21 protein-coding genes are annotated in these 20,573 nt (G+C 69.9%); 5 read left to right on the top strand and 16 right to left on the bottom strand.

Annotated elements, in window-relative coordinates:
• Nucleotides 1–13: 13 nt before the first annotated feature.
• Both GVO57_RS01165 and GVO57_RS01160 read left to right on the top strand, forming a co-directional pair.
• The gene (locus GVO57_RS01165; protein ID WP_160591167.1) at nucleotides 14–835 is read left to right on the top strand and encodes a TorF family putative porin; all 822 of its coding nucleotides are present in this window, start codon (nucleotides 14–16) and stop codon (nucleotides 833–835) included.
• Between the two features lie 177 nt (nucleotides 836–1,012).
• Nucleotides 1,013–2,008, top strand: coding sequence for a sensor histidine kinase (locus GVO57_RS01160; protein ID WP_160591165.1), 996 nt, complete (start codon nucleotides 1,013–1,015; stop codon nucleotides 2,006–2,008).
• A gap of 38 nt (nucleotides 2,009–2,046) precedes the next feature.
• Here the strand turns inward: GVO57_RS01160 and tldD are convergent, their stop codons facing one another.
• Both tldD and GVO57_RS01150 read right to left on the bottom strand, forming a co-directional pair.
• The gene (tldD, locus tag GVO57_RS01155) at nucleotides 2,047–3,489 is read right to left on the bottom strand and encodes a metalloprotease TldD (protein ID WP_160591163.1); all 1,443 of its coding nucleotides are present in this window, start codon (nucleotides 3,487–3,489) and stop codon (nucleotides 2,047–2,049) included.
• A gap of 19 nt (nucleotides 3,490–3,508) precedes the next feature.
• Nucleotides 3,509–3,712, bottom strand: a complete 204-nt coding sequence (locus GVO57_RS01150) for a zinc-finger domain-containing protein (protein ID WP_160591161.1) — start codon at nucleotides 3,710–3,712, stop codon at nucleotides 3,509–3,511.
• Nucleotides 3,713–3,772: 60 nt separating this feature from the next.
• On the opposite strand from GVO57_RS01150, the gene GVO57_RS01145 reads away from it, so the two are divergent.
• Nucleotides 3,773–4,690 carry an ABC transporter ATP-binding protein gene (locus GVO57_RS01145; RefSeq protein ID WP_160591159.1) on the top strand — a complete coding sequence of 306 codons (918 nt, stop codon included), beginning with the start codon at nucleotides 3,773–3,775 and terminating at the stop codon, nucleotides 4,688–4,690.
• Between the two features lie 49 nt (nucleotides 4,691–4,739).
• On the opposite strand, the gene GVO57_RS15225 is transcribed toward GVO57_RS01145, so the two are convergent.
• From GVO57_RS15225 to GVO57_RS01090, 11 genes are all read right to left on the bottom strand, one after another.
• Nucleotides 4,740–6,398: a right-handed parallel beta-helix repeat-containing protein gene (locus tag GVO57_RS15225; protein ID WP_160591157.1), complete on the bottom strand. Its 1,659-nt coding sequence runs from the start codon at nucleotides 6,396–6,398 to the stop codon at nucleotides 4,740–4,742.
• A 170-nt stretch (nucleotides 6,399–6,568) separates the two neighbouring features.
• Entirely contained in the window at nucleotides 6,569–7,336 is a 768-nt protein-coding gene (locus GVO57_RS01135; protein WP_160591155.1) for a TorF family putative porin, read from the bottom strand.
• 14 nt (nucleotides 7,337–7,350) lie between these two features.
• A complete protein-coding gene (locus tag GVO57_RS01130) occupies nucleotides 7,351–7,737 on the bottom strand; it encodes a hypothetical protein (protein WP_160591153.1) in 387 nt (128 codons plus the stop codon).
• Between the two features lie 56 nt (nucleotides 7,738–7,793).
• On the bottom strand, nucleotides 7,794–8,327 hold the full coding sequence (locus tag GVO57_RS01125) for a demethoxyubiquinone hydroxylase family protein (protein WP_160591152.1): 534 nt from the start codon (nucleotides 8,325–8,327) through the stop codon (nucleotides 7,794–7,796).
• Complete coding sequence (locus GVO57_RS01120) at nucleotides 8,324–8,836, bottom strand: disulfide bond formation protein B (protein WP_160591151.1); 513 nt, start codon at nucleotides 8,834–8,836, stop codon at nucleotides 8,324–8,326. The genes GVO57_RS01125 and GVO57_RS01120 overlap by 4 nt, the downstream gene beginning before the upstream one ends.
• Before the next feature lie 39 nt (nucleotides 8,837–8,875).
• Entirely contained in the window at nucleotides 8,876–10,270 is a 1,395-nt protein-coding gene (locus GVO57_RS01115) for a S41 family peptidase (RefSeq protein WP_160591148.1), read from the bottom strand.
• A 69-nt stretch (nucleotides 10,271–10,339) separates the two neighbouring features.
• The gene (locus tag GVO57_RS01110; RefSeq protein WP_160591146.1) at nucleotides 10,340–11,617 is read right to left on the bottom strand and encodes a murein hydrolase activator EnvC family protein; all 1,278 of its coding nucleotides are present in this window, start codon (nucleotides 11,615–11,617) and stop codon (nucleotides 10,340–10,342) included.
• A complete protein-coding gene (locus tag GVO57_RS01105) occupies nucleotides 11,617–12,039 on the bottom strand; it encodes a 23S rRNA (pseudouridine(1915)-N(3))-methyltransferase RlmH (protein ID WP_160591144.1) in 423 nt (140 codons plus the stop codon). Before GVO57_RS01105 ends, GVO57_RS01110 begins: the two co-directional genes overlap by 1 nt.
• Nucleotides 12,040–12,050: 11 nt before the next feature.
• Entirely contained in the window at nucleotides 12,051–12,512 is a 462-nt protein-coding gene (gene rsfS / locus GVO57_RS01100; RefSeq protein ID WP_160591142.1) for a ribosome silencing factor, read from the bottom strand.
• Nucleotides 12,513–12,529: 17 nt separating this feature from the next.
• Entirely contained in the window at nucleotides 12,530–13,159 is a 630-nt protein-coding gene (locus GVO57_RS01095; RefSeq protein ID WP_160591140.1) for a nicotinate-nucleotide adenylyltransferase, read from the bottom strand.
• A 10-nt stretch (nucleotides 13,160–13,169) separates the two neighbouring features.
• Nucleotides 13,170–14,417, bottom strand: a complete 1,248-nt coding sequence (locus GVO57_RS01090) for a glutamate-5-semialdehyde dehydrogenase (RefSeq protein WP_160591138.1) — start codon at nucleotides 14,415–14,417, stop codon at nucleotides 13,170–13,172.
• A gap of 104 nt (nucleotides 14,418–14,521) precedes the next feature.
• Between GVO57_RS01090 and GVO57_RS01085 the strand changes: the two genes are divergently transcribed.
• Together GVO57_RS01085 and GVO57_RS01080 are read left to right on the top strand one after the other, a co-directional pair.
• Complete coding sequence (locus GVO57_RS01085) at nucleotides 14,522–15,526, top strand: DUF3667 domain-containing protein (RefSeq protein ID WP_233281421.1); 1,005 nt, start codon at nucleotides 14,522–14,524, stop codon at nucleotides 15,524–15,526.
• 101 nt (nucleotides 15,527–15,627) lie between these two features.
• Nucleotides 15,628–16,059 (top strand): JAB domain-containing protein, encoded by a 432-nt coding sequence (locus GVO57_RS01080; RefSeq protein WP_160591134.1) that lies wholly within the window; start codon nucleotides 15,628–15,630, stop codon nucleotides 16,057–16,059.
• On the opposite strand, the gene GVO57_RS01075 is transcribed toward GVO57_RS01080, so the two are convergent.
• The 3 genes from GVO57_RS01075 to GVO57_RS01065 all read right to left on the bottom strand — a co-directional run bounded on the left by GVO57_RS01075 (nucleotide 16,038) and on the right by GVO57_RS01065 (nucleotide 20,536).
• The gene (locus tag GVO57_RS01075) at nucleotides 16,038–16,781 is read right to left on the bottom strand and encodes a class I SAM-dependent methyltransferase (RefSeq protein ID WP_160591132.1); all 744 of its coding nucleotides are present in this window, start codon (nucleotides 16,779–16,781) and stop codon (nucleotides 16,038–16,040) included. The two genes, GVO57_RS01080 and GVO57_RS01075, sit on opposite strands and share 22 nt — an antisense overlap.
• Before the next feature lies 1 nt (nucleotide 16,782).
• Nucleotides 16,783–17,910 (bottom strand): peptide chain release factor 2, encoded by a 1,128-nt coding sequence (gene prfB / locus GVO57_RS01070; protein ID WP_160591130.1) that lies wholly within the window; start codon nucleotides 17,908–17,910, stop codon nucleotides 16,783–16,785.
• A 100-nt stretch (nucleotides 17,911–18,010) separates the two neighbouring features.
• Entirely contained in the window at nucleotides 18,011–20,536 is a 2,526-nt protein-coding gene (locus GVO57_RS01065) for a penicillin-binding protein 1A (RefSeq protein WP_160591128.1), read from the bottom strand.
• Nucleotides 20,537–20,573: the final 37 nt, after the last annotated feature.

Here is a 20,573-nt window from a genome sequence, read left to right as displayed (position 1 = left end):
GGGGGTCTGATCTATGCGCGCATATCTTGGTGGCTTGGCGTTTGTGGCGGCTCTGTCGGCGTCGCCGGCCATGGCTCAGGACGGCGAAGCGACGCCGGCTTTTACGGTGACGGGGACGGCGGCGCTGCTGTCCGATTACCGGTTTCGCGGCGTGTCGCAGAGCGACAAGGAAATGGCCGTGCAGGCCGGGCTCACCCTCACCCACAAAAGCGGGCTTTATGCCGGTGCCTGGGGATCGAATCTTGCCGGCTGGGGCACGTTCGGCGGTGCCAATATCGAGCTGGATCTGATCGCCGGCTATAAGACTGCGATCAGCGAGAAGGGCGCCATCGATGTCGGCCTGACCTGGTACATGTATCCCGGCGGCGCGGACGTGACCGATTTCGCCGAACCCTATGTCAAGCTGAGCGGGACGACCGGGCCTGTTTCGCTGCTTGCGGGCGTCGCCTACGCGCCCAAGCAGCGAGCGCTGGGCAATTTCTCGGCAACGCCGCAGAGCCGCGGGCAGAAGCAGGACAATCTTTATGTCTGGGGCGATGCCGCCGCGCCGATCGCGGGCACCCCGCTGACCGCCAAGGCGCATCTGGGCTTTTCAAAGGGCAATCCGGGGCTTGGCCCCAACGGCACCAGTGTTGCGCCAACCGGCGAATATCTCGACTGGCTCCTCGGCCTTGATTTCACCGTCAAGAATCTGACGCTGGGCGTCGCTTATGCCGATACCGACATTTCGCGGGCCGAAAGCGCCAATCTCCAGCCCGGCTTCAGCAAGCGCGGCAATGGCGTGACATCGATCGCCGGGGGCACGATCATCGTGTCGCTGACGGCGGCGTTCTGACCCGCCCGGCTCCGGCGCCAGGCGGGCGGCGCCGGGGCCTTTCCGATTAACCGCGTCTGCCCTGTTTCGCTCCGGTCGGCTCGGCTGTCCGTTTTACCATTTTTTCCGAGCCGCCGGGTGATTTCACCCGGCGTGAAAACGCTTTAGCTCAGCAGGTCGACGAGATCGGGGCGAGTCGTGGCTGAGGATTGGACGATTGCCGGCCGAACTGCCCGCATCGCGTCGGGCGTTGCGCTTGCGGTGATGGCCTGTGCGGCGGCCACGGGGCTGCGCATGGTCGCCGCGCCGCTGCTGCCGCCCGGATTCCCGTTCCTCACCTTCTTTCCGGCAGTCGTGCTTGTCGCGTTCGTGGCCGGGCCCTGGGCGGCAACGCTGTGCGCGGTCCTGTCGGGGATCGCGGCAGCGCTGTTGTTCATGCCCCCCGGTCCGGCCGGGCCGCTGTCCCTTGCCGGGCTGGTCGCGCTTGGCATGTTCGCCAGCGTCGCTGCGGTCGACATCATCCTCATCCACCTGATGAAACGGGCGGGCAACCGGCTGCGTGCCGAGCGCGAGCGCGCCGCCCGGCTGTATGAGGAGCAGCGGCTGCTGTTTCAGGAGCTGCAGCACCGCGTCGCCAACAACATGGCCTTTGTCGCCTCGATCCTGTCGATGCACAAACGGCAGGTCGCCCGCGATCCGGGGTCTGCGACCGCCGCATTCGACGAGGCGATCGAGCGCATCCACGCGATCGGCCGCGTCCACCGGCGGCTCTATGACCCGGCGGCCGCCGGCCTGTCGGCGCGCGACTATCTGGAACAGCTGGCGCGCGATTCGCTGGCGCTGATGAATGCGGGCGAGGTGCGGCTGGAGGTGAGCGCGGCCGAACTGCGCCTCGATCTGACCCGGCTGGTCGCGCTGTCGCTGATCGTCGCCGAACTGATGACCAATGCGGTCAAGCACGGTCTGGCGGGCCGCCCCGACGGGCAGATCCGCATCACCATCGCCCCCTCGGCGCCGGACCGGCTGGCGCTGGTCGTCGCCGATGACGGCCCGGGCCTGCCCGACGGATTCGATCCGCGCACCGCGAGCGGGCTGGGGGCGCGGATCGTCCAGGGGCTCGCCGCGCAGCTGGGCGGCACGATCGACTGGCCGCGCGGGCAGGGCGGTATGGTCAGGATCGAGTTTCCGGCCTGAGCGGCGGGGCGGCGTCCCCCCCGCTCCCCGGCCCCCGGTCAGCGCGCCTGGGTGCCGCCCACGGTCAACCCGTCGAGCAGCAGGCTGGGCTGGCCGACCCCGGCGGGAACCGACTGGCCGCCCTTGCCGCACACGCCAATGCCTTCGTCGAGCGCGAAATCATTGCCGATCGCCTGCACGCGGGTGAGCGCGCTCGGCCCGTCGCCGATCAGCGTCGCGCCCTTGATCGGCGCGCCCAGCCGGCCATTTTCGATCAGATAGGCCTCGGTGCAGGAAAACACGAACTTGCCCGACACGATGTCGACCTGGCCGCCGCCAAAGCTCTTGGCGAAAATGCCCGATTTGACACGCGCGAGCATCTCGCCCGGATAGTCGCTGCCGCCGAGCATGAAGGTGTTGGTCATGCGCGGCATCGGTGCATGGGCATAGGATTGGCGGCGGCCATTGCCGGTGGGGGCCACGCCCATCAGCCGCGCGTTTAGCCGGTCCTGCATATAGCCTTTGAGGATGCCGTCCTCGATCAGCACGGTGCGGCCGGTGGGCGTGCCTTCATCGTCGATCGACAGCGAGCCGCGCCGGTCGGCGATTGATCCGTCATCGACCACGGTCACGCCCGGTGCCGCCACCCGCTCGCCAATGCGCCCGGCAAAGGCCGATGTGCCCTTGCGGTTGAAATCGCCTTCCAGCCCATGGCCGATAGCTTCGTGCAGCAGAATGCCGGGCCAGCCCGGACCCAGCAGCACCGGCATTTCCCCGGCGGGTGCCGCGACCGAGTCGAGGTTGATCAGCGCCTGGGCGAGCGCCTGGTCGATCCCGCGCTGCCACTGGTCCTCGGTGAACAGCCGGTCGTAGAGATAGCGGCCGCCCATGCCGAACGATCCGGTTTCGCGCCGGCCATTGTGTTCGGCGACGATCGCGATGTTGAGCCGGACGAGCGGGCGGACATCGGTGGCGACAAACCCGTCGGCGCGGACGATTTCGACCACCGACCAGCTTGCCGACAGCCCGACCGACACCTGCGCGACGCGCGGATCGCGGGCGCGGGCGGCCGCATCGATCGTCTGGCACAGCGCCACCTTGTCGGCAAAGGGCACCAGCCCGATGGGATCATGGCCGGTATAGAGATGCCGGTTGGTGCGCGGCGGCGCGGGCGCGGCAGCCTGGCCGGGATCAAGCACGCGCATCGTTTCAGCCGCGCGGCGGATGGCGGCGGCGCTCAACTCATTGGCATGGGCAAAGGCGGTCGTCTCGCCCGCCACACCGCGCAGGCCGAAGCCCGAGCTGGTCGAATAGTCGGCGGTTTTCAGCCGCCCGTCATCGAAACCGAAGCTCTCGCTCGCCTGATATTGCAGATAGAGTTCGCCGTCATCGACGCCGTTCAGCGCCGCGCGGGTGAGCGCAAGCGCGGTATCGGGATCAAGGTCGCCGCCATAAAGGACGGCGCGCGGATCGGCGGAGCGCGGATCGGGGGACGGGGTCATGCCCCCCGATATAGGCGCTTCAATGGGCGGCGGAACCCTCATTGTCGGCCGGGCCGCCGATCAGCACGAAGCGACGGTCGCAATAACCGCATTCGCCATAGCCGCGTTCGTCGATTTCGATGAACACGCGCGGATGGCCGAGCGCGGGGTCGATGCCATGGCCGGAGCCGTCACAGGCGACGCGGCGGGTGGACACGCGGAGGGTTTCGGGGGGCGGGATCATGCCGCCGCCGATAGCAATCGCGCGTTGCCCTTTCCAGCCCCCCGCGGTTAGGGGTGACACATGGATGAAGCGGCGATCTCGATTCAGGGGCTGGGCAAGACCTATCGTGGCGGCAAGCGGGCGCTGGACGGGGTCAGTTTCGATGTGCCGCGCGGCCAGATTTTCGGTCTGCTCGGCCCCAACGGCGCGGGCAAGTCGACGCTGATCAACATCCTGTCGGGCATGGTCCGCAAGACCGAGGGGCGGGCCGCGATCTGGGGCTTCGACATCGACGCGCATCCGCGCAACGCCAAGGCGTCGATCGGCATCGTGCCGCAGGAGATCGTCTTCGACCCCTTTTTCACGCCGCTCGAGACGCTGGAGCTGTTCGCGGGGCTGTATGGCGTCCCGCGCGCCGAGCGGCGCTCGATGGAGCTGCTGCGCGCCGTGCATCTGGAAGACAAGGCCAATGCCTATTCGCGCACCCTGTCGGGCGGGATGAAGCGGCGGCTGCTGGTCGCCAAGGCGATGGTCCATTCGCCGCCGGTGCTCGTCCTCGACGAGCCGACGGCGGGCGTCGACATCGAGCTTCGCCAGCAGCTCTGGGCCTATGTCCGCGAACTCAACGACCGTGGCGTCACCGTCGTCCTCACCACCCATTATCTGGAAGAGGCGGAGGAGCTGTGCGACCGCATCGCGATCATCAACCATGGCCGGCTGATCGCCAATGAGCCGACGCGCGAGCTGGTCGGCAAGGCGCAGGAAAAGCGGGTGGAGGTGACCGTCGACCGCGACATCGCCGTGCCGCCCGCCGCCGACTGTTTCGAAAAGATCGCCCTGCGCGGCGAACGGGTGCTCGAAATCACCTATTCCAAGGCCAAGGTGAATGCCGGGCAGGTGCTGTCCGCCGTCCAGGCCGCGGGGCTTGGCATCGTCGATGTGACGACGCGCGAGGCCGATCTCGAGGATGTGTTCCTGAGCCTGACACGCGCGGCCTGAGCGGCGGGGCGGCCCGGCCCGGGCCGCCCGCTCCGGCGACAATCCCGGGTCAGCCGAAGATGAACGCGTCGAGCGGCAGGTCCGGCACGCCCGCAACATGGCCGATCAGCTCGTCCCGGCTGTCGGCCCGGCCATTGCCGTTGCTGTCGTGCAGGATCTCGATCCCCGCCAGCCCGCCGACCCGGCCCTTGCGGAACACATAATCGCCGGGCGCGCCCGCCAGCATGATGCGGTCGCCGGCTGAAAAATCGAGGATCTGGCCATAATCGCCGCGCCCGCCGCGGCGGCTCTGGCCGTCATCGTAAAAGCGGCCGCGCGCATCGCCGAGCGCGAACACATCGGGCCCGCCGCCGCCGGTCAGCCGGTCGATGCTGCCCCGCCCCAGCCGGCCATCGGCATCGGCCACCCCGGTCAGCCATTCGGCAGCATCGCCGCCGGTCAGCCAGTCATTGCCGGTGCCGCCGCGAATGAACGGCATGTCCGCCTCGGGCCAGGGGGTGGGCAGCTCGGCAGGGGGCAGCGCGGGCCTGCCGCCGGTCTGCGGGGTGTCCGGGTCAGATGGGGCCGGCTGGGAAGGGACAGGCTGGGACGGCGTGGGTGCGGGTGAAGGTGCGGGCTGGGGCTGTGCGCCCGGCCAGACCGGCAGCGCGCCCGGCTGGAAACCCATGCCGGGGACGATCAGATCGGCAATGGCCGCTCCCGCCCCGGCATTGATGCGCGGCAGGAACACATCCTGACCGTCAAGCCCGTGCAGCACGGCATTGTCGCTCTGCGCAAGCCCGGTCGCGGTGCCGATCAGCAGATCGTCGGTCACGTTGCGGGCGATCAGCGCGCCGTCGACCCGGTCGACCCGGATCCACAGCCTTTTGGCGTCGCTGGTCGGCGACACCACGGTGTTCCCGATGATCGCGACGCCGATCGCGCCTTCGACCGAAATGCCCTCGAACTGGTCGGATGAATAGATGAGGTTGTTTTCGATCCGCACATTGCTGTGCGGCAGCCGGCCCTGTTCGTCGCGGATGAAAATACCCTGGGTGCCGGTGCCATTGCCCTGCAGCACGACATTGTTGCGAATGAGCACGTTGCTCGATCCGCGCGTTTGGCCCGCCGTCCAGAACTGGATGGCGTCGGCGTGGTCGCCGGCCGATGGCTGGAAATCACGGTAGAGATTGTTCTCGATCACCACCCCGTCGACCGCGGCGAAATCGCCGCCGTCGCTGCGGATGCGGTGAATGAGGTTGTCGGCGATGCGGATGTCGCTCGACTGTTCGATCACAAAGGCGCGCATCAACTCCTGCACATTGGAGCCGGTGAGCGCAAAGCCGCGCGTGCCGGTCACATAAAGGCCCCAGCCGTCATTGCCGGCATTGCCGTCGAGCGAGCCGTGCAGCGACACGCTGTCGAAGCGGATATTCTCCGCATTCGTGACCGTCGCGAGCTGGGTCCATTCCGGCTCGCCCGGCGCGAGCGCGCGGCCGATGTCGAGCCCGCGGAACAGGATGTTGCGCGATCCGTTGACATGCACACCGTCGAGCCGCGCCGGATTGCCGGCATCGGCCGAGGCAATGGTGACGTCGGCGGCAAAGCTGCGGCTGTTGAGCGCCAGCGTGCCATAGCTGCCGGGCGCGAGCAGGATCGTTTCGCCACCGCTGGCGCGGGCAAGCGCCGCATCAAGCTGCGCGCGGTCAGTGACGGTGATGACGGTCATTCAGGTCCCCGGACAAGCAACACGCCCCCGGCACGGGGAGGCGGCGGGCGGACATCCGCCTGCGCGCCCGGCGCTAGGTGCGGCGGATGAAGCCCAGATGAACCAGATTGGGACAGGGCGGCAGGCCGGGGGGCGGATGCGGCAGGCCGAGTCGCCGGCGACAGATGGTTTCAGAAATCGAGCGTCGCCCGCGCGATCAGCCCGGCCCCGCCCGGGCGTCGGCCATTTGCCAGCTGCAGCCCGGCATTGCTGTCGGCATAATCGAGCGCGAGCGTGAGCGGGCCGAGGCTGTGGCGCAGACCAAGCCCCCATTCGGTGTAGCGGCGCGCGAGCGTCAGCTGCCCGCTGCCGGTGTCGCGCCCGATATGCGCGGCGAGCGTCAGCGGGGTGCCCGGCACGCCGAGGTCCAGCCCGGCACGCAGATAGAGATTGTCGGCCCGCCGCTCGCGCCCGGTCGTGCCGGCCGCCAGAGTGCGCTGGCGCGGCGCATAATGGGCCGAGGCGCTGAGGCTCACCGGCCCGATGTCATAGCCAAGCGCCGCGTAAGGCTCGATGACATCGGTCGTCCCCGTGCTCCCGGCAAAGGCGAAATAGCGCGCCCCCAGATCGAGTTCGACCGGGCCGGCCATCGTCCGGTAGCCGGCGGCCAGCTCGACCAACGCATCGGCGCCGCGCGCCGCCGGGCCGGACAGGCTCGCCGCGCGCAACTGCGCATGCAGACCGGAGATATGGCTGGCGTCGATCGTCGCGCCGATGCTTGCCCGCCTGTTCGACAGCGACAGGCCGCGCAGCCGGAAATCGCTCGCCAGCGTCACGCCTGCGCTGAGATCGAGCGCGGGGGGCGGATCGGTCATGTCCGCCGCTGCCGGGGCGGCCGTAACCCCGCCGAGCAGCAGCGCCGGCAGCAGGGCGCGCCCGCACAGTCCTGCCGGATGCATGAGGGTGAGCGGGCTCAGCGGTCGTTCAGCTCGCCATTGGCGCGCGCGCGGCGTTCCTCGCGCGCCTGGCGCAGCAGCTGCTGATAACAGCCGGTCCAGCCGCCCGCGCCGACCGGGGAACAGCTGTTGATGCCGGCGGCGCCGACATATTCCATGCTGCGGGCACGCTCGGCCCAGCTCTGGCTCTGCGGGCTCGGCTCGATGCGCCGCAGCTCTTCGGGGATCCGGTATTTCTCGCCCTGCGGCTTGCGCACGCAGATGACGTCACGCGGGCAGGGCTCGTCGCCGAACACCACCAGCACCGCCTCGTTCGAGTTGCGCTGCGCCGCTGCCGGGCCAAAGGGCACCAGCCCCGGCACGGTCAGCGCGATCGCCAGCGCGAAACGGATCTTGGTGGTCATTGCGGGTCCTCTTCCCTTGGCCGCCGGCGGCGCACCGCCGCCAGCCATGATCGTGTTCAGATACGTTTCGACAGCGCGATCGCCGCGCGGCAGCCCAGCCGGATCGCATGGAACATCACCGGATAGGCAGGCGCGCGCTCGGCCCCGGCGGCCAGCGCGGCATCGCGGTGCTCGACCTCCTCGGCCTGAAAATCGCGGATCGCCCCGGCCAGTTCCGGATCGCGGTCCTCAAGCGTGTCGAGCTGTTCCTGATAATGGCGGTCGATCTCGGTCTCGATCGCCGCCGTGCAGGCCATCGCTGCTTCGGGGCCGATCGCCGCCGTCACCGCGCCCAGCGCAAAGCCCGCAACGTTCCACAGCGGCTGCAACAGGGTCGGCCGCACGCCGCGTTCGACGATCATCGCGTCGAACCGGCGGCGATGGCGTTCCTCCTGTGCGGCCATGCCGGCAATCGCCCGCGCGGCGGGCGACCGGTCGCCCATCACCGCCAGCTGCCCGGCATAGATGCGCGTCGCGCCATATTCGCCCGCCTGATTGACCCTGAGCATCGTCGCGGTATCGACCGCGCTGTCACCGGGTTTCCAGCTCATCGCGTGCCACTCCCCTTGATCGCAAGCGCCGCGACGCATGCTGCCGCGGCAAAGGAAAACAGGGCGTTGAATCCGGCGAGCGACACGCCGAACAGCGTCCATTGCGGCTGGTCGCACCGGATGATCGGCGCGGCAAGGATGGATTTGAGCAGATCTTCGCTGCTGCCCGACACCGCATTGGCCGCGCAGCTGGTCACGCCTTCCCACCAGCCATATTCGACACCGGCGTGAAACACCCCGATCGCGCCCGACACGGCAATGGCGAGTGCTGCAAACAGCACCAGCGGCCGGGTGAGGCGCGCCGGCAGCACAAAGGCAAACAGCGCCAGCACCAGCGCCACCTCATGCGGCCAGCGCTGCCAATAGCACATTTCGCACGGGAACAGCCCGCCCAGATATTCGGACGCGAGCGCCCCGCCAAGCAGTGCGGAAGGTGCGGCAAAGGCAAGCAGCCGGGCCTGGGCGAGGGAGGTCACGATGGGCAGTCTCGGTGCGGTGATCGTCGCCATTCAGGCCACCTGGTCGATGAACGGGGGCTGTATTGCGGATCAGCGCTGCCGGGCCGGGCCGGGCTTGCCGGTCGCCGCCTGCCCGGCAGCGGGCTTGCCCGCAGCCGGCTGGCCGCCCAGCGCGACCAGCGCTGCGCCGTCGCGCCGCAGCCGGGCGATGGCGCGCACCGCATAATCGAGCTGGAAATCGGTGACGCCCTGCTTTTTCAGCTCCTCGGCGGTCATCTTGAAGCGCGGATCCTCCTTGCCGTCATCCTCGATCACCGACCGATCGACCTTCGCCTCATTGACCAGATGGCGGCGCAGATCGGCCTCGCGGAAGCGCGGCCGGGTCTTGTAATCGGGGTCGCTCAGCTGCGGCACGGCGATATCGGGTTCGATGCCGCCTTCCTGCACCGACTTGCCCGACGGGGTGTAATAGCGCGCGGTCGTCAGCCGCAGCGCGCTTTCGGCGGTCAGCGGCAGCAGAGTCTGCACCGATCCCTTGCCGAAGCTGCGTTCGCCCATCACCAGCGCGCGGTGCTGGTCCTGCAGCGCGCCGGCCACGATCTCGGCGGCGGAGGCCGACCCGGCATCGACCAGCACGATCAGCGGCGCGCCGCCGGTATCGTCGCCGGCCTTGGCATAATAGCGTTCGACATCGCTCTTCTCGCGGCCGCGCTGCGACACGATCTCGCCGCGTTCGAGGAACGCGTCCGACACCTCGATCGCCTGATCGAGCAGCCCGCCCGGATTGGAACGCAGGTCGATCACATAGCCGGCCGGCCGCCGCCCCAGCGCCTTCTGCACGCCCAGGATCGCGGCGCGCACCCCGGCGCCGGTATTCTTGGAAAAGCTGTTGATGTTGATGACGCCGACATCGCCCTTCAGCTCCCATTTGACGGGCTTCAGCTCGATGACCTCGCGCACCAGCGACACGTCGAACGGCTTGTCCCGGCCCGGGCGGACGATGGTGAGCTTGAGCGAGGTGCCCGGCTTGCCGCGCATCTGCTCTACCGCCTCGTCAAGCGTGCCGCCATAGAGCAGCTGGCCGTTGATATGGGTGATATAGTCCCCGGCCTTCAGCCCGGCGCGCGCCGCCGGCGTGTCCTCGCTGGGCGCGATCACCTTCACCGCGCCGTCTTCCATCGACACGGTAAGGCCCAGCCCGCCATAATTGCCGTCGGTCTGCGCCTTCATCGACTGGAAGTCGGTTGCATCCAGATAGCTGCTGTGCGGATCGAGCGCGGCAAGCATGCCGTTGATCGCGCCGCGGATCAGCGTCTTGTCATCGACCTTGTCGACATATTCGCCGCGCACCCGCTCGAACACGCTCATGAACTGATCAAGCTCGCGATAGGTGTCCTGCTCGACCGCGGCGAGGCCGGCGGTCGCGATCGGGACCAGGGCAAGGGCGCTGGCAAGGGCGGCGGCGCGCAACACGGGACGGAACATTCGCGGCACTTTCGGCAAGGTTGGCTGTCGACGATATAGGTATTCGCCAAGGGATTAAAGATCAGCGGATCACCGGATCTGCGCCGCCACCGCGACCGGGCGGCCCTGATGGCGCAGCTCGATCAGCAGCGGCGTCGCCCCGGCACGGCCCACCGGGCTGCCCTGATCGACGGTATCGCTGGTACGCGCCGTCGCCCGCGCCAGCCCGGTCAGCACGCTCATCCAGCCGCCGCCATGATCGATGATCAGGATCTCGCCATAGCCGCGATACGGCCCGGCAAAGGCGATCCGCCCGCCCGCCGGGGCGACCAGCAGCGCCCCGGCCTCGGGCAGCAGCGCGAGCCCGCGCGCCCGCTCGCCGCCTGCCCCGGCCTCGCCAAAGCCCGACACGACGCGGCCGAGTGCGGGCAGCCGGTAGGAGGCAAGGCCAGATGCCGCGTCCGATCCGGGATGGGCGGCGGGAGTGGGCGCCCCTCCCGGCCCTGCGGTCCCTGGCCGGGGCAGTGGCCCGGGCAGCGCGCGCAGCGCCGCCGCCAGCGCCGCCTGCCGGTCGGCCAGCGCCACCAGCTCTTCCAGATCGCGCGCCTGTTCGCCGAGCGCCAATGCGGCATCGCCGGCCCGCGCCGACCCGGTGGCGAGCATCGCGGCGCGGCGGCGCTCCAGTGTCTCCAGCCGCGCCAGCTCCGCCAGCCTTGCCGTGCGTTCGGCCTGGGCGGCGCGCTGGGCCGTGACCACGCCGTCGGCAAGCGTGCGCAGCCGCTGCACCTCTGCGAGCGCGCCGCGCAGCGCCTTTGTCTCGGCCTCGATGCGCGGCGCGATCGCGCTGAACACCGCGCGGACATGAACCAGATCCGTCACCGATCCCGGCTGCACCAGCGTCGCGACCGCGGGCCGCCGCGCCATGGTCTGAAGTGCAGCGAGCAGCCGCGCGACCGGCGCGCGCGCCCCGGCCAGCCGCGCCGCCTGACGCTGCCGCGCGGCATCGATCAGCGCCAGCCGCGCCCGCCCAGCCGCCAGTTCCGCTTCGGCGGCCTGGATGCGCGCGGCGAGTGCGGCCCGTTCGTGGCGCGCGCGCGCGGCGGCATCACGCGCCCGTGCCGCCAGCGTATCGAGCCGCGCGGCACGCTCGCGTGCCGCATCGGCGGCCCCGCGCGCTTCGGCCAGCCGCCGCCTTTCGCTGCCCGGCGCGGCCAATGCGGCGGGCGCAGGCGGGGACGCCCCGGCAGGATCGGCGGGCGGACGCCGCGTCGCCCATATGCCGATAAGCGCGGCGGTGGCGAGTGCCAGGGCGATGATCGCCGCTGTGGCGGCCGGACGCGCGGGCAGGAACCGGGCGGCGGGCGCCATCAGCCTTCGCGGTGATAGGGGTGGTTGGCAAGGATGCTGGTCGCGCGCCACAGCTGTTCGGCCAGCATCGCGCGCGCCAGCAGATGCGGCCAGGTGGCGCGGCCGAATGCCAGCAGCAGATCGGCCTCGCCCCGTGCCTGCTGATCATGGCCGTCGGCGGCACCGATCAGGAACCGGCATTCGCGCCGGCCATCGTCGCGCCACCGGCCCAGACGCTGCGCCAGTTCCATCGACCCCAGCATCTCACCGCGCTCGTCCAGCGCCACGGTGACGCTGGCCGGCGCGGGGGCGGGCATGCGGCCGCCCTGATCGGGCAGTTCGGTCATCCGCACCGGCCAGGCGATCCGGCGCAGATAGCGGTCGACCAGATCGGCCTCCGGCCCGCGCCCGATGCGCCCGCGCGCGATGATGTGCAGAAGCAAGGGGTCAGCGGTCAGCCATGGGCCGGCAGCGACCCGCCGCCGCGCTCGACGCCGGGCAGGGGGCCGACGCCCCGTTCAGCGCCCGCGTCACCCGCAGCCGGGGCCTCGCCAAAGGCCCACATGCGTTCCAGATTGTAAAAGCTGCGCACTTCGGGGCGGAACAGATGGACGATCACGTCGCCCGCGTCGATCAGCACCCAGTCGGCGGCGGGCAGGCCCTCGACCCGCGCGATCCGGCCCAGCTCGGCCTTGATGCGTTCAACAAGCTTCTGCGCCATCGACGCGACCTGGCGGGTGGAGCGGCCGCTGGCGATCACCATGTGATCGGCAATGCTGCTCTTGCCGGCAAGCGGGATCGAGACCGTCTCGACCGCCTGGTCGTCCTCAAGCGAGGACAGGACGAGCCTGTGCAGCGCCCCGACCGGATCGGTCTCGGCGGTGCTCGGAGCGCGGGATGAAGCGGGCAATGGCATTCCTCTTGAAAAGGGGATCAGGATGTCGGGGGACAGGCATCACTGCCTGTCCGAACGCGAGACGTGGGGCGGCGGTGCCAATCGGGATCGGCGCGGCGGATGGCCGTGGCCGAACGCGGATCGGGGCGAAAGCGCAGCAGCACGAGCGCCGGCAGTCTCCACATCGTCCAGTCTTTGTGCTGGCCGGCGGGCCGGACGAAGCGCCGCAGCCAGGCCATTGCGTTGCTCGCAAGAGCGTGCCGGTTATATCCGGGACGCGCGATCACCGCAATCGGCACCGTGCGCGCGATGCGCCGCCACGCCCGCCAGCGGTCGAACTGGGCCAGATTGTCCGCGCCCATCAGCCAGATGAAGCGGGTGCGCGGGTGCCGGCGCACCAGCCGGTCGAGCGTGTCGACCGTGTAGCGGGTGCCAAGCCTGGCCTCAATGGCGGTGGCGCGGATCGGCAGCCCCCGCGCCGCCGCCCGTGCCGAGGCGAGTCGCGCCGTAAGCGGGGCCATGGTGTCGGCGTCCTTGAGCGGATTGCCCGGCGACACCAGCCACCAGATCTCGTCCAGATCGAGCGCGCGCAATGCATGGCGGCTGATCGCGCGGTGGCCGCCATGGGCGGGATTGAACGAGCCGCCGAGCAGCCCGATCCGCTTCACGGGCGCACCTTCACGGGCGCACCTGGCCGCTGCCCCGCCCGATCCATTTATAGGTCGTCAGCCCTTCAAGCGCGACCGGGCCGCGCGCGTGCAGCCGCCCGGTCGCGATGCCGATTTCCGCGCCCAGGCCGAACTCGCCGCCATCGGCGAACTGGGTCGAGGCATTGTGTAGGACGATCGCGCTGTCGACTTCGGCCAGAAAGCGGTCGGCCGCTGCGGCGTCGGCGGTGACGATGGCGTCGGTATGGCCCGATCCATGCGCGGCGATATGGGCCAGCGCCTCTTCCAGCCCGTCGACGATCCTGACCGCCGCGACCGCATCCAGATATTCGGTGTCCCAGTCCTCGGGCGTCGCCGGGGCGATGGCGGGATCAAGCGCCTGCGCCCGCCCGTCGCCGCGCAGCGCGCAGCCGCGCTCTATGAGCGCGGCGACCAGCGCCCGCGCGTCGGGATAGGCGGCATCGATCAGCAGCGTTTCCATCGCCCCGCAAATCCCCGTCCGGCGCATCTTGGCGTTGGTGACGATGGCGACCGCCATGGCCGGATCGGCGGCGGCATGGACATAGACGTGATTGTTGCCATCAAGATGCGCGAGCACGGGAACGCGCGCGCCGTCCTGAACGGCGGCGACCAGCGATTTGCCGCCGCGCGGCACGATCAGGTCGATCTGCCCCGCCGCGCCGAGCATCGCGGCGACGAGCGCCCGGTCCTGATCGCCAACCAGCTGCACGGCATCGGCGGGCAGCCCGGCATCGCTGAGGCCGGCGACAATCGCGCGGTGGATCGCCCGGTTGGTGTGGACGGCCTCGGATCCGCCGCGCAGGATGACGGCATTGCCCGCCCTGACCGCCAGCGCCGCCGCATCGGCGGTGACGTTCGGCCGGCTTTCATAGATGATGCCGATGACGCCGATCGGCACGCGCACCCGCGCCAGCACCAGCCCGTTGGGCCGGGTGCGCCGGTCGATTTCCGCCCCGACCGGGCTGTCGAGCGCCGCGATTTCGGCAAGGGCGGCGGCCATCGCCTCGATCCGCGCGCCATCGAGGCGCAGCCGGTCGGTCAGCGCGGCCGACAGGCCCGATGCCGCCGCCAGATCGCGGGCATTGGCCTCTATGATCGCGCCCGCCTGTTCGCGGATGCGCGCCGCGGCCGCGACCAGCGCGGCTGCGGTCGCCGTGGCGGGCAGGCGGGCAAGCGCGGCGGCGGCGGTGCGGGCGCGCGCGGCCATCGCGCCGATCATCTGGCTGGCATCGGTCATCCGCGCGGCCTAGCATGGCGGGACAAAGCCGCGCTAGGCGGGGCCGTGCGGCGGACCGATGCGGCCATCGGCGGTGCGGCAGGGGAGTGCGGGGGATGGCGACCATGACGACGGCAGTCGGAATGACCACAGGCGCGGCCGGCGACGCGGGGCAGGCGGCATCCCCGCACGGCGTCTGTGCCAATTGCGGGACGGTGCTGGCGGGTGCCTATTGCCATGGCTGCGGCCAGGCCGCCCATGTCCACCGCTCGCTGGCGGCGATCTGGCACGATCTGGCGCATGGCGTGCTGCATTTCGAAGGGCGGATCTGGAGCACGCTGCCGCTGCTTGCCTGGCATCCGGGCGCACTCACCCGCCGCTATATCGCCGGGGAGCGGGTACGCTTCGTCTCGCCGATGGCGCTGTTCCTGTTTTCGGTGTTCCTGCTGTTCGCCGTGTTCGGCGCGCTGGGCATGGAACTGAACGTCATAGGCGGCGACCGGACCGCCACGGCTTCGGCCGCCGCCGCGACGTCGCGCGACGGGCTGGCGGCGGCACGCCACGATCTGGATGCCCGCATTGCTGCGGCGCGGGCGCGGGGCGGCGATACCGCCGCGCTCGAACAGGAACGCGCCATGCTGTCGATGGCGTCGGGAATCGTCGAGCCGGGCGGGAACGGCCTGCAGATCAGCACCGGGCTGGCCGCCATCGATGCGCGCCTGAAAAAGGCCAGCGCCAATCCGGGCCTGCTGCTCTACAAGATCCAGTCGAGCGCCTACAAGCTCAGCTGGGCGCTGATCCCGATATCGACCCCGCTGCTGTGGCTGCTGTTTGCCTGGCGGCGCGAATACCGGCTTTACGACCATGCGGTGTTCGTCACCTATTCGCTGGCGTTCATGTCGCTGCTGGCCGTGGTGCTTGCGGTGTTGGGATCGCTGCCGGTGCTGGAAACGGCCGTGGTCACGGCTGCCACGCTGGTCCCGCCCGTGCACATGTACCGCCAGATGCGCGGCGCTTACGGCCTCAGCCGGCGCAATGCCCTGCTGCGCACCGGGCTGCTGCTGATCCTCGCCCTGTTCGCGCTGACCATGTTCGCCTTTTTCCTTGTCGCGCTGGGCGCGCTGGGCTGAGCCGCAGATCGCGCCGGATCGGAGCGGATCGGCCCCGATCCGCTCCGCAATGGCCCTGATCGGACTGGGCGGGCGCATCGCTGCACGGGCAGTTTCTGCCGATGCATGCGATGCGCCCCGCCCCCGATGCAGCGATCGTCGATATGCGCGTCGGCGGCGGGCCGGTGATCGACCGGCCGGGGGCTGCCTATCGTCTGCTGGCACCCGGGCTGGTGTGGTTGCGGCACGAGCGGCTGGCGGTGCTCCACCTGACGCGCGACCGGCGGCTGATCGCACAGCAGCTGTTTGAGGGGCGGGCGGCGGACATTGATCTGCCGGCGCGGACGATCCTTGCCCGGGCGCTTGATGTCGGGGCGGCGGGCATCGTGCTTGCCCATAACCATCCGGGCGGCGACCCGATGCCCAGCCCCGGCGACATTGCCGCGACGCGCCGGCTGGTCGCGCTGCTCGGCCCGGTCGGCGTCCTCATGCACGACCATCTGGTGATCGCGCGGGCCGACTGGACGTCCTTCTACCTGCTCGGCCTGTTGTAGCGGCAGGCGCGCACCGCGCGCGGCTCCGGCCGGGGGCCGTGCGCTTCGAAGGCGGCGAAATAGCTGTCGGCGCGGGGCATCGGCGCGAACGCGACCTGGCGATAGCCAAGTGCGGCAAACTCGCAGGCAAGCAGCGCCGGCGGCGTGCCGTGATTCTGGGTCGGCCGGTCGGAATCGACCACGATCACCCGCCCGCCGGGGCGCAGCGCCGGGCGCAGATGCCAGAGAAAGGCATAGGGCTGGCCGATCTCATGATACATATGGACCATGAACACCCGGTCGAAGCTGCCGGCGGGCAGCTTGGGATTTTCGGGTTCGCCCAGCTTGACCGAGACATTGTCCAGCCGTTCGCGGTTGACGCGCTGGGCCAGCGCGTCGCGCACTTCGGGCACGATGTCCTGTGCGAGCACGCGGCCATCGGCACCGACGCGCGTCGCCAGCCTGACCGTGTAATAGCCTTCGCCCGCGCCGATATCGGCCACCGTCATGCCGGGCACGACCCCGGCCCGGTCCATCACCGAATCCGCCTCGCTCACCCGGTCGCGCGCCTCTTCGGTCGACCAGCGGGTCGACACGATCCGCGCCACCGGCCGGTCGGGGGCAGGGAACGGCCCGGCCCGCTCGCCGTCGCGCGCCGGCGCGCGGCCCGGGGCCTGGCAGCCGGCCAGCGCCAGCCCCGCCAGCAGCGGCGCGGCCAGCGCAAGGGCGGCGGCGCGGCGCATCCTAGTCGACATCCTCGACATCGACCTTCTCGCCGGTCACGCGCTGCGACAAGGCGGCGGCCATGAACCGGTCGAGATCGCCGTCAAGCACGTCGCCCGGCGCGGTCGAGGTGACGCCGGTGCGCAGATCCTTCACCAGCTGATAGGGCTGGAGGACATAGGAGCGGATCTGGTGGCCCCAGCCGATATCGGTCTTGGTGGCGTTGATCGCGTTCGCCTCTTCCTCGCGCTTGCGCAGTTCATGCTCATACAGGCGCGCGCGCAGCTGGTTATAGGCCTCGGCCCGGTTCTTGTGCTGGCTGCGCTGGTTCTGGCACGCGACCACGATCCCGGTCGGCAAATGGGTGATGCGCACTGCCGAATCGGTGGTGTTGATGTGCTGCCCGCCCGCGCCCGAGGCGCGATAGGTGTCGATGCGCAGATCGCTTTCGTTGATCTCGATCTCGATATTGTCGTCGACGACCGGATAGACCCAGACGCTGGCAAAGCTGGTGTGGCGGCGGGCGTTCGAATCATAGGGGCTGATCCGCACCAGCCGGTGCACGCCGCTTTCGGTCTTGGCATAGCCATAGGCGTTTTCGCCCTTGAGCAGCAGCGTTGCCGATTTGATGCCCGCCTGTTCGCCGGCATGATGGTCGATCAGCTCGACCTTCATGCCCCGCCGTTCGGCCCAGCGCGTGTACATGCGCTGCAGCATCCCGGCCCAGTCCTGGCTTTCGGTGCCGCCGGCCCCGGCATTGACCTCGATATAGGTGTCGTTGCCATCGGCCTCGCCGGCCAGCAGCGCCGCCACCTTGTCGCGCTCGGCCCGTTCGGCGAGCAGGGCAAGGCTCTGCACGCCTTCATCGGCCATCGCCTCGTCGCCTTCGGCCTCGGCCATCTCGATCAGCTCGGCGGTGTCGTTGAGCTCATTCTCGATCGCGCGGGTGGCCGAGATCGCCTCGTCCAGCCGGCGACGTTCGCGCATCACCGCCTGGGCCTGTTTGGGATCGTTCCACAGCGCCTGGTCCTCGACCTTGGCGTTGAGTTCGTCGAGCCGGCGCAGCGCCCGGTCCCAGTCGAGAAAGCGGCGGAGCAGCGCGAGCGCGTCGCGAATCTGGTCGATATGGGCTTGCGCTTCGGCGCGCATCTGGACGTCCTACTCTTTCTCGTCTGCGCCGGGGCAGGGCCGCGGCGTGCCGGCCGCCGCCCCGGGATAAGGGGCGCGCGGCATGGCCTGAACCATGGCTCTAGTAAATCCCGCCCTCGCGCTCAAGGAAGTCGCTGTCGCGGCGCGGGCGCGCGTTGAGCGCGGCGGCCGCCGCCTCGGCCTCGGCGCGGGCCTGGGCGAGGATGTCGGCACGGCGGACCGAACGCCGCGGCTCGCTTTCCGGCTTGAACGCTTCCCAGATCACCGCTGCGCGGGGATCATTGCCCGGCCAGGTGCCGAACACGCGCTGGCCCGAGCGGCGGTCGATCCTGACCATGCGGATGCCCGGCGCGGCGCGGAACGGGACGACCGGCATGTCCTTCATCGCCTCACGCGCGAACTGGCGGAACACCGGCGCGGCGAGCGTGCCGCCCTGCGCATAGCCGCCCAGCGAGCGGGGCTGGTCATAGCCCAGATAAAGCCCCGCGATCAGATCGGGCGATCCGCCGACGAACCACACATTGGTCGGCCCGGTGGTGGTGCCGGTCTTGCCCATCAGCGGACGGCCAAGGTCGCGCAGCACCTGGGCGGTGCCGCGTTCGACCACGCCTTCAAGGATATGGACCATCTGATAGGCGGTCATCGGGTCCATCACCTGCCGCCCGCGCAGCGGCGGGCGCGGCATCGGCCGCCCGTCCCAGTCGCGCGCATTGCAGCTGCGCATCGCCGCACAGCGCCCGTCGCTGCGCCAGATCACCTTGCCGCGCCGGTCCTGCACATAATCGATGATCGTCGGCTTGAGCTCGCGGCCGAGCGCGACCAGCTGCGAAAAGGCGTTGGTCATCTGCAGCACCGTGGTGTCGCCCGCGCCGAGCGCGATCGACAGATAGGGCTGATATGTGCCGATCCCCATGCGCGAGATGGTGCGCACGACATTGGCCATGCCGGTCTGCGAGGCGGCGCGCACCGTCATCAGGTTGCGCGACTGTTCGATCCCCCAGCGCATCGTGCGCGGCCCGGCATAGCCGCCGGTGAAGTTGCGGAAGCATTTCTGGCCGAGCAGCGCCGACTGATAGACGCAGAACGGCCCGTCGATCAGCACCGTTGCCGGGGTCATCCCCTGATCGAGCGCGGCGGCATAGACAAAGGGCTTGATCGTCGAACCGGGCTGGCGCTGCGCCTGAGTGGCGTTGTTGAAGCTGCGCAGCCGGCTGTCGAACCCGCCCTGCATGGCAAGCACGCGGCCGCTGCGCGGATCCTGCACCACCATCCCGCCCGAAATCGCCGGGATGCTGCGCAGCGACCAGCCGCCATTTCCGCCCGCGCCTTCGGGCGCGACGACGATCACATCGCCGGCGCGCAGCCGGGCAAAGGCGGTGCCGCCCGCGCCCGCGACCGGCATCTGCGCGGCGGCCGCCGGCAAGGTGGCTTCTTCGCCCGAGGGAAAGCCGATGCGCGCGGCAGCCGCCGATGTGTCGAGCACCAGCGCCACCCGCCAGTCGGGATAGCCGGCGCCGAGATTGGCCGCCGCCAGCCGCTGCGCCCAGTCGCCGCCCAGCTCCAGCCGCCGGATCGGCCCGCGCCAGCCCCGGCCACGGTCGTAACGCACCAGCGCATCGCGCAGCGCGCCCTCGGCCAGCTGCTGCAGCCGGGGATCGAGCGAGGTGCGCACCCACAGCCCGCCGGCATAAAGGCTGTGCGGCCCGGCCCCGGCATCTTCGCCAAAGCGCTCGATCAGCGCCCGGCGCACATCCTCGATGAAATAGCCGGCATTGGCATCGAACCGCGCGCCCTGGCGCGGAATGGTGCCGAGCGGCGCGGCGCGGGCGGCGGCAAGCGCGCGTTCGTCGATATAGCCGTTGCGCCGCATCTGGCCGAGCACCCAGTTGCGCCGTTCAAGCGCCCGGTCGGCATGGCGTTCGGGGCTGTAATTGCTCGGGGCCTTGGGCAGGATGGCCAGATAGGCCATTTCCGGCAGGGTCAGCTGGCCGACATCCTTGTCGAAATAGGCGCGCGCCGCCGCCTGCACGCCATAGGCGTTCCGGCCGAGGAAGATCTGGTTCAGATAGAGTTCGAGGATCTGTTCCTTGGTCAGCGCGGCTTCGATCCGGTAGGCAAGGATCGCCTCGCGGATCTTGCGGCGATAGCTGAGTTCACCCGACAGCAGCAGGTTCTTGGCGACCTGCTGGGTGATGGTCGACGCGCCGACCGGGCGGCCGCTGCGCGTGAGGTTGGTGAACAGCGCCGAGATGATGCCCGGATAATCGACGCCGCCATGGCTGAAAAAGGTCCGGTCCTCGGCCGAGATATAGGCCTGGACGAGCAGCTGCGGATATTCCTCATAGGCCAGCTGCACCCGCCGTTCGCGGGCAAAGCTGTGCACCGGCGTGCCGTCGACCGCGCGGATCATGGTCGGCAGCGGCGGTTCATAGCTGCGCAGCATGTCGACCGACGGCAGATCGCGGGCAAAGACCAGCCAGATCGTCAGATAGGCGGCGGCCATGAGGCCGGCGAGCGCGGCCAGCCACCTGATCCAGCGCCGCTGCGCAAGCCGGGCGACAAGCTGCGCCAGCGGGCCGTCGCGCCGCAGGCGGAAGCGCGCATTTCCAGGTTGAGCCTGATCCATCGCGCCCGGCTCTAGCAGCTTTCACGGGGTTTTACAG

This window comes from Sphingomonas changnyeongensis, from assembly GCF_009913435.1.
In the GTDB taxonomy this organism is placed as follows: domain Bacteria; phylum Pseudomonadota; class Alphaproteobacteria; order Sphingomonadales; family Sphingomonadaceae; genus Sphingomonas_B; species Sphingomonas_B changnyeongensis.
The sequence above is the reverse complement of the archived record's forward strand: the minus strand, read 5'-3'. Positions and strand labels throughout refer to the sequence as shown.

What these genes read in the sequence shown, in the direction of transcription:
- GVO57_RS01150 (WP_160591161.1), bottom strand. Translation starts at nt 3,712, where the DNA reads ATGATCCCGCCCCCCGAAACCCTCCGCGTGTCCACCCGCCGCGTCGCC.
- GVO57_RS01085 (WP_233281421.1), top strand. Translation starts at nt 14,522, where the DNA reads ATGACGACGGCAGTCGGAATGACCACAGGCGCGGCCGGCGACGCGGGG.
- GVO57_RS01090 (WP_160591138.1), bottom strand. Translation starts at nt 14,417, where the DNA reads ATGACCGATGCCAGCCAGATGATCGGCGCGATGGCCGCGCGCGCCCGC.
- GVO57_RS01130 (WP_160591153.1), bottom strand. Translation starts at nt 7,737, where the DNA reads ATGACCACCAAGATCCGTTTCGCGCTGGCGATCGCGCTGACCGTGCCG.
- prfB (WP_160591130.1), bottom strand. Translation starts at nt 17,910, where the DNA reads ATGCGCGCCGAAGCGCAAGCCCATATCGACCAGATTCGCGACGCGCTC.
- GVO57_RS01075 (WP_160591132.1), bottom strand. Translation starts at nt 16,781, where the DNA reads ATGCGCCGCGCCGCCGCCCTTGCGCTGGCCGCGCCGCTGCTGGCGGGG.
- GVO57_RS15225 (WP_160591157.1), bottom strand. Translation starts at nt 6,398, where the DNA reads ATGACCGTCATCACCGTCACTGACCGCGCGCAGCTTGATGCGGCGCTT.
- GVO57_RS01125 (WP_160591152.1), bottom strand. Translation starts at nt 8,327, where the DNA reads ATGAGCTGGAAACCCGGTGACAGCGCGGTCGATACCGCGACGATGCTC.
- GVO57_RS01165 (WP_160591167.1), top strand. Translation starts at nt 14, where the DNA reads ATGCGCGCATATCTTGGTGGCTTGGCGTTTGTGGCGGCTCTGTCGGCG.
- tldD (WP_160591163.1), bottom strand. Translation starts at nt 3,489, where the DNA reads ATGACCCCGTCCCCCGATCCGCGCTCCGCCGATCCGCGCGCCGTCCTT.
- GVO57_RS01080 (WP_160591134.1), top strand. Translation starts at nt 15,628, where the DNA reads ATGCATGCGATGCGCCCCGCCCCCGATGCAGCGATCGTCGATATGCGC.
- GVO57_RS01065 (WP_160591128.1), bottom strand. Translation starts at nt 20,536, where the DNA reads ATGGATCAGGCTCAACCTGGAAATGCGCGCTTCCGCCTGCGGCGCGAC.
- GVO57_RS01115 (WP_160591148.1), bottom strand. Translation starts at nt 10,270, where the DNA reads ATGTTCCGTCCCGTGTTGCGCGCCGCCGCCCTTGCCAGCGCCCTTGCC.
- rsfS (WP_160591142.1), bottom strand. Translation starts at nt 12,512, where the DNA reads ATGCCATTGCCCGCTTCATCCCGCGCTCCGAGCACCGCCGAGACCGAT.
- GVO57_RS01135 (WP_160591155.1), bottom strand. Translation starts at nt 7,336, where the DNA reads ATGCATCCGGCAGGACTGTGCGGGCGCGCCCTGCTGCCGGCGCTGCTG.
- GVO57_RS01145 (WP_160591159.1), top strand. Translation starts at nt 3,773, where the DNA reads ATGGATGAAGCGGCGATCTCGATTCAGGGGCTGGGCAAGACCTATCGT.
- GVO57_RS01120 (WP_160591151.1), bottom strand. Translation starts at nt 8,836, where the DNA reads ATGGCGACGATCACCGCACCGAGACTGCCCATCGTGACCTCCCTCGCC.
- GVO57_RS01110 (WP_160591146.1), bottom strand. Translation starts at nt 11,617, where the DNA reads ATGGCGCCCGCCGCCCGGTTCCTGCCCGCGCGTCCGGCCGCCACAGCG.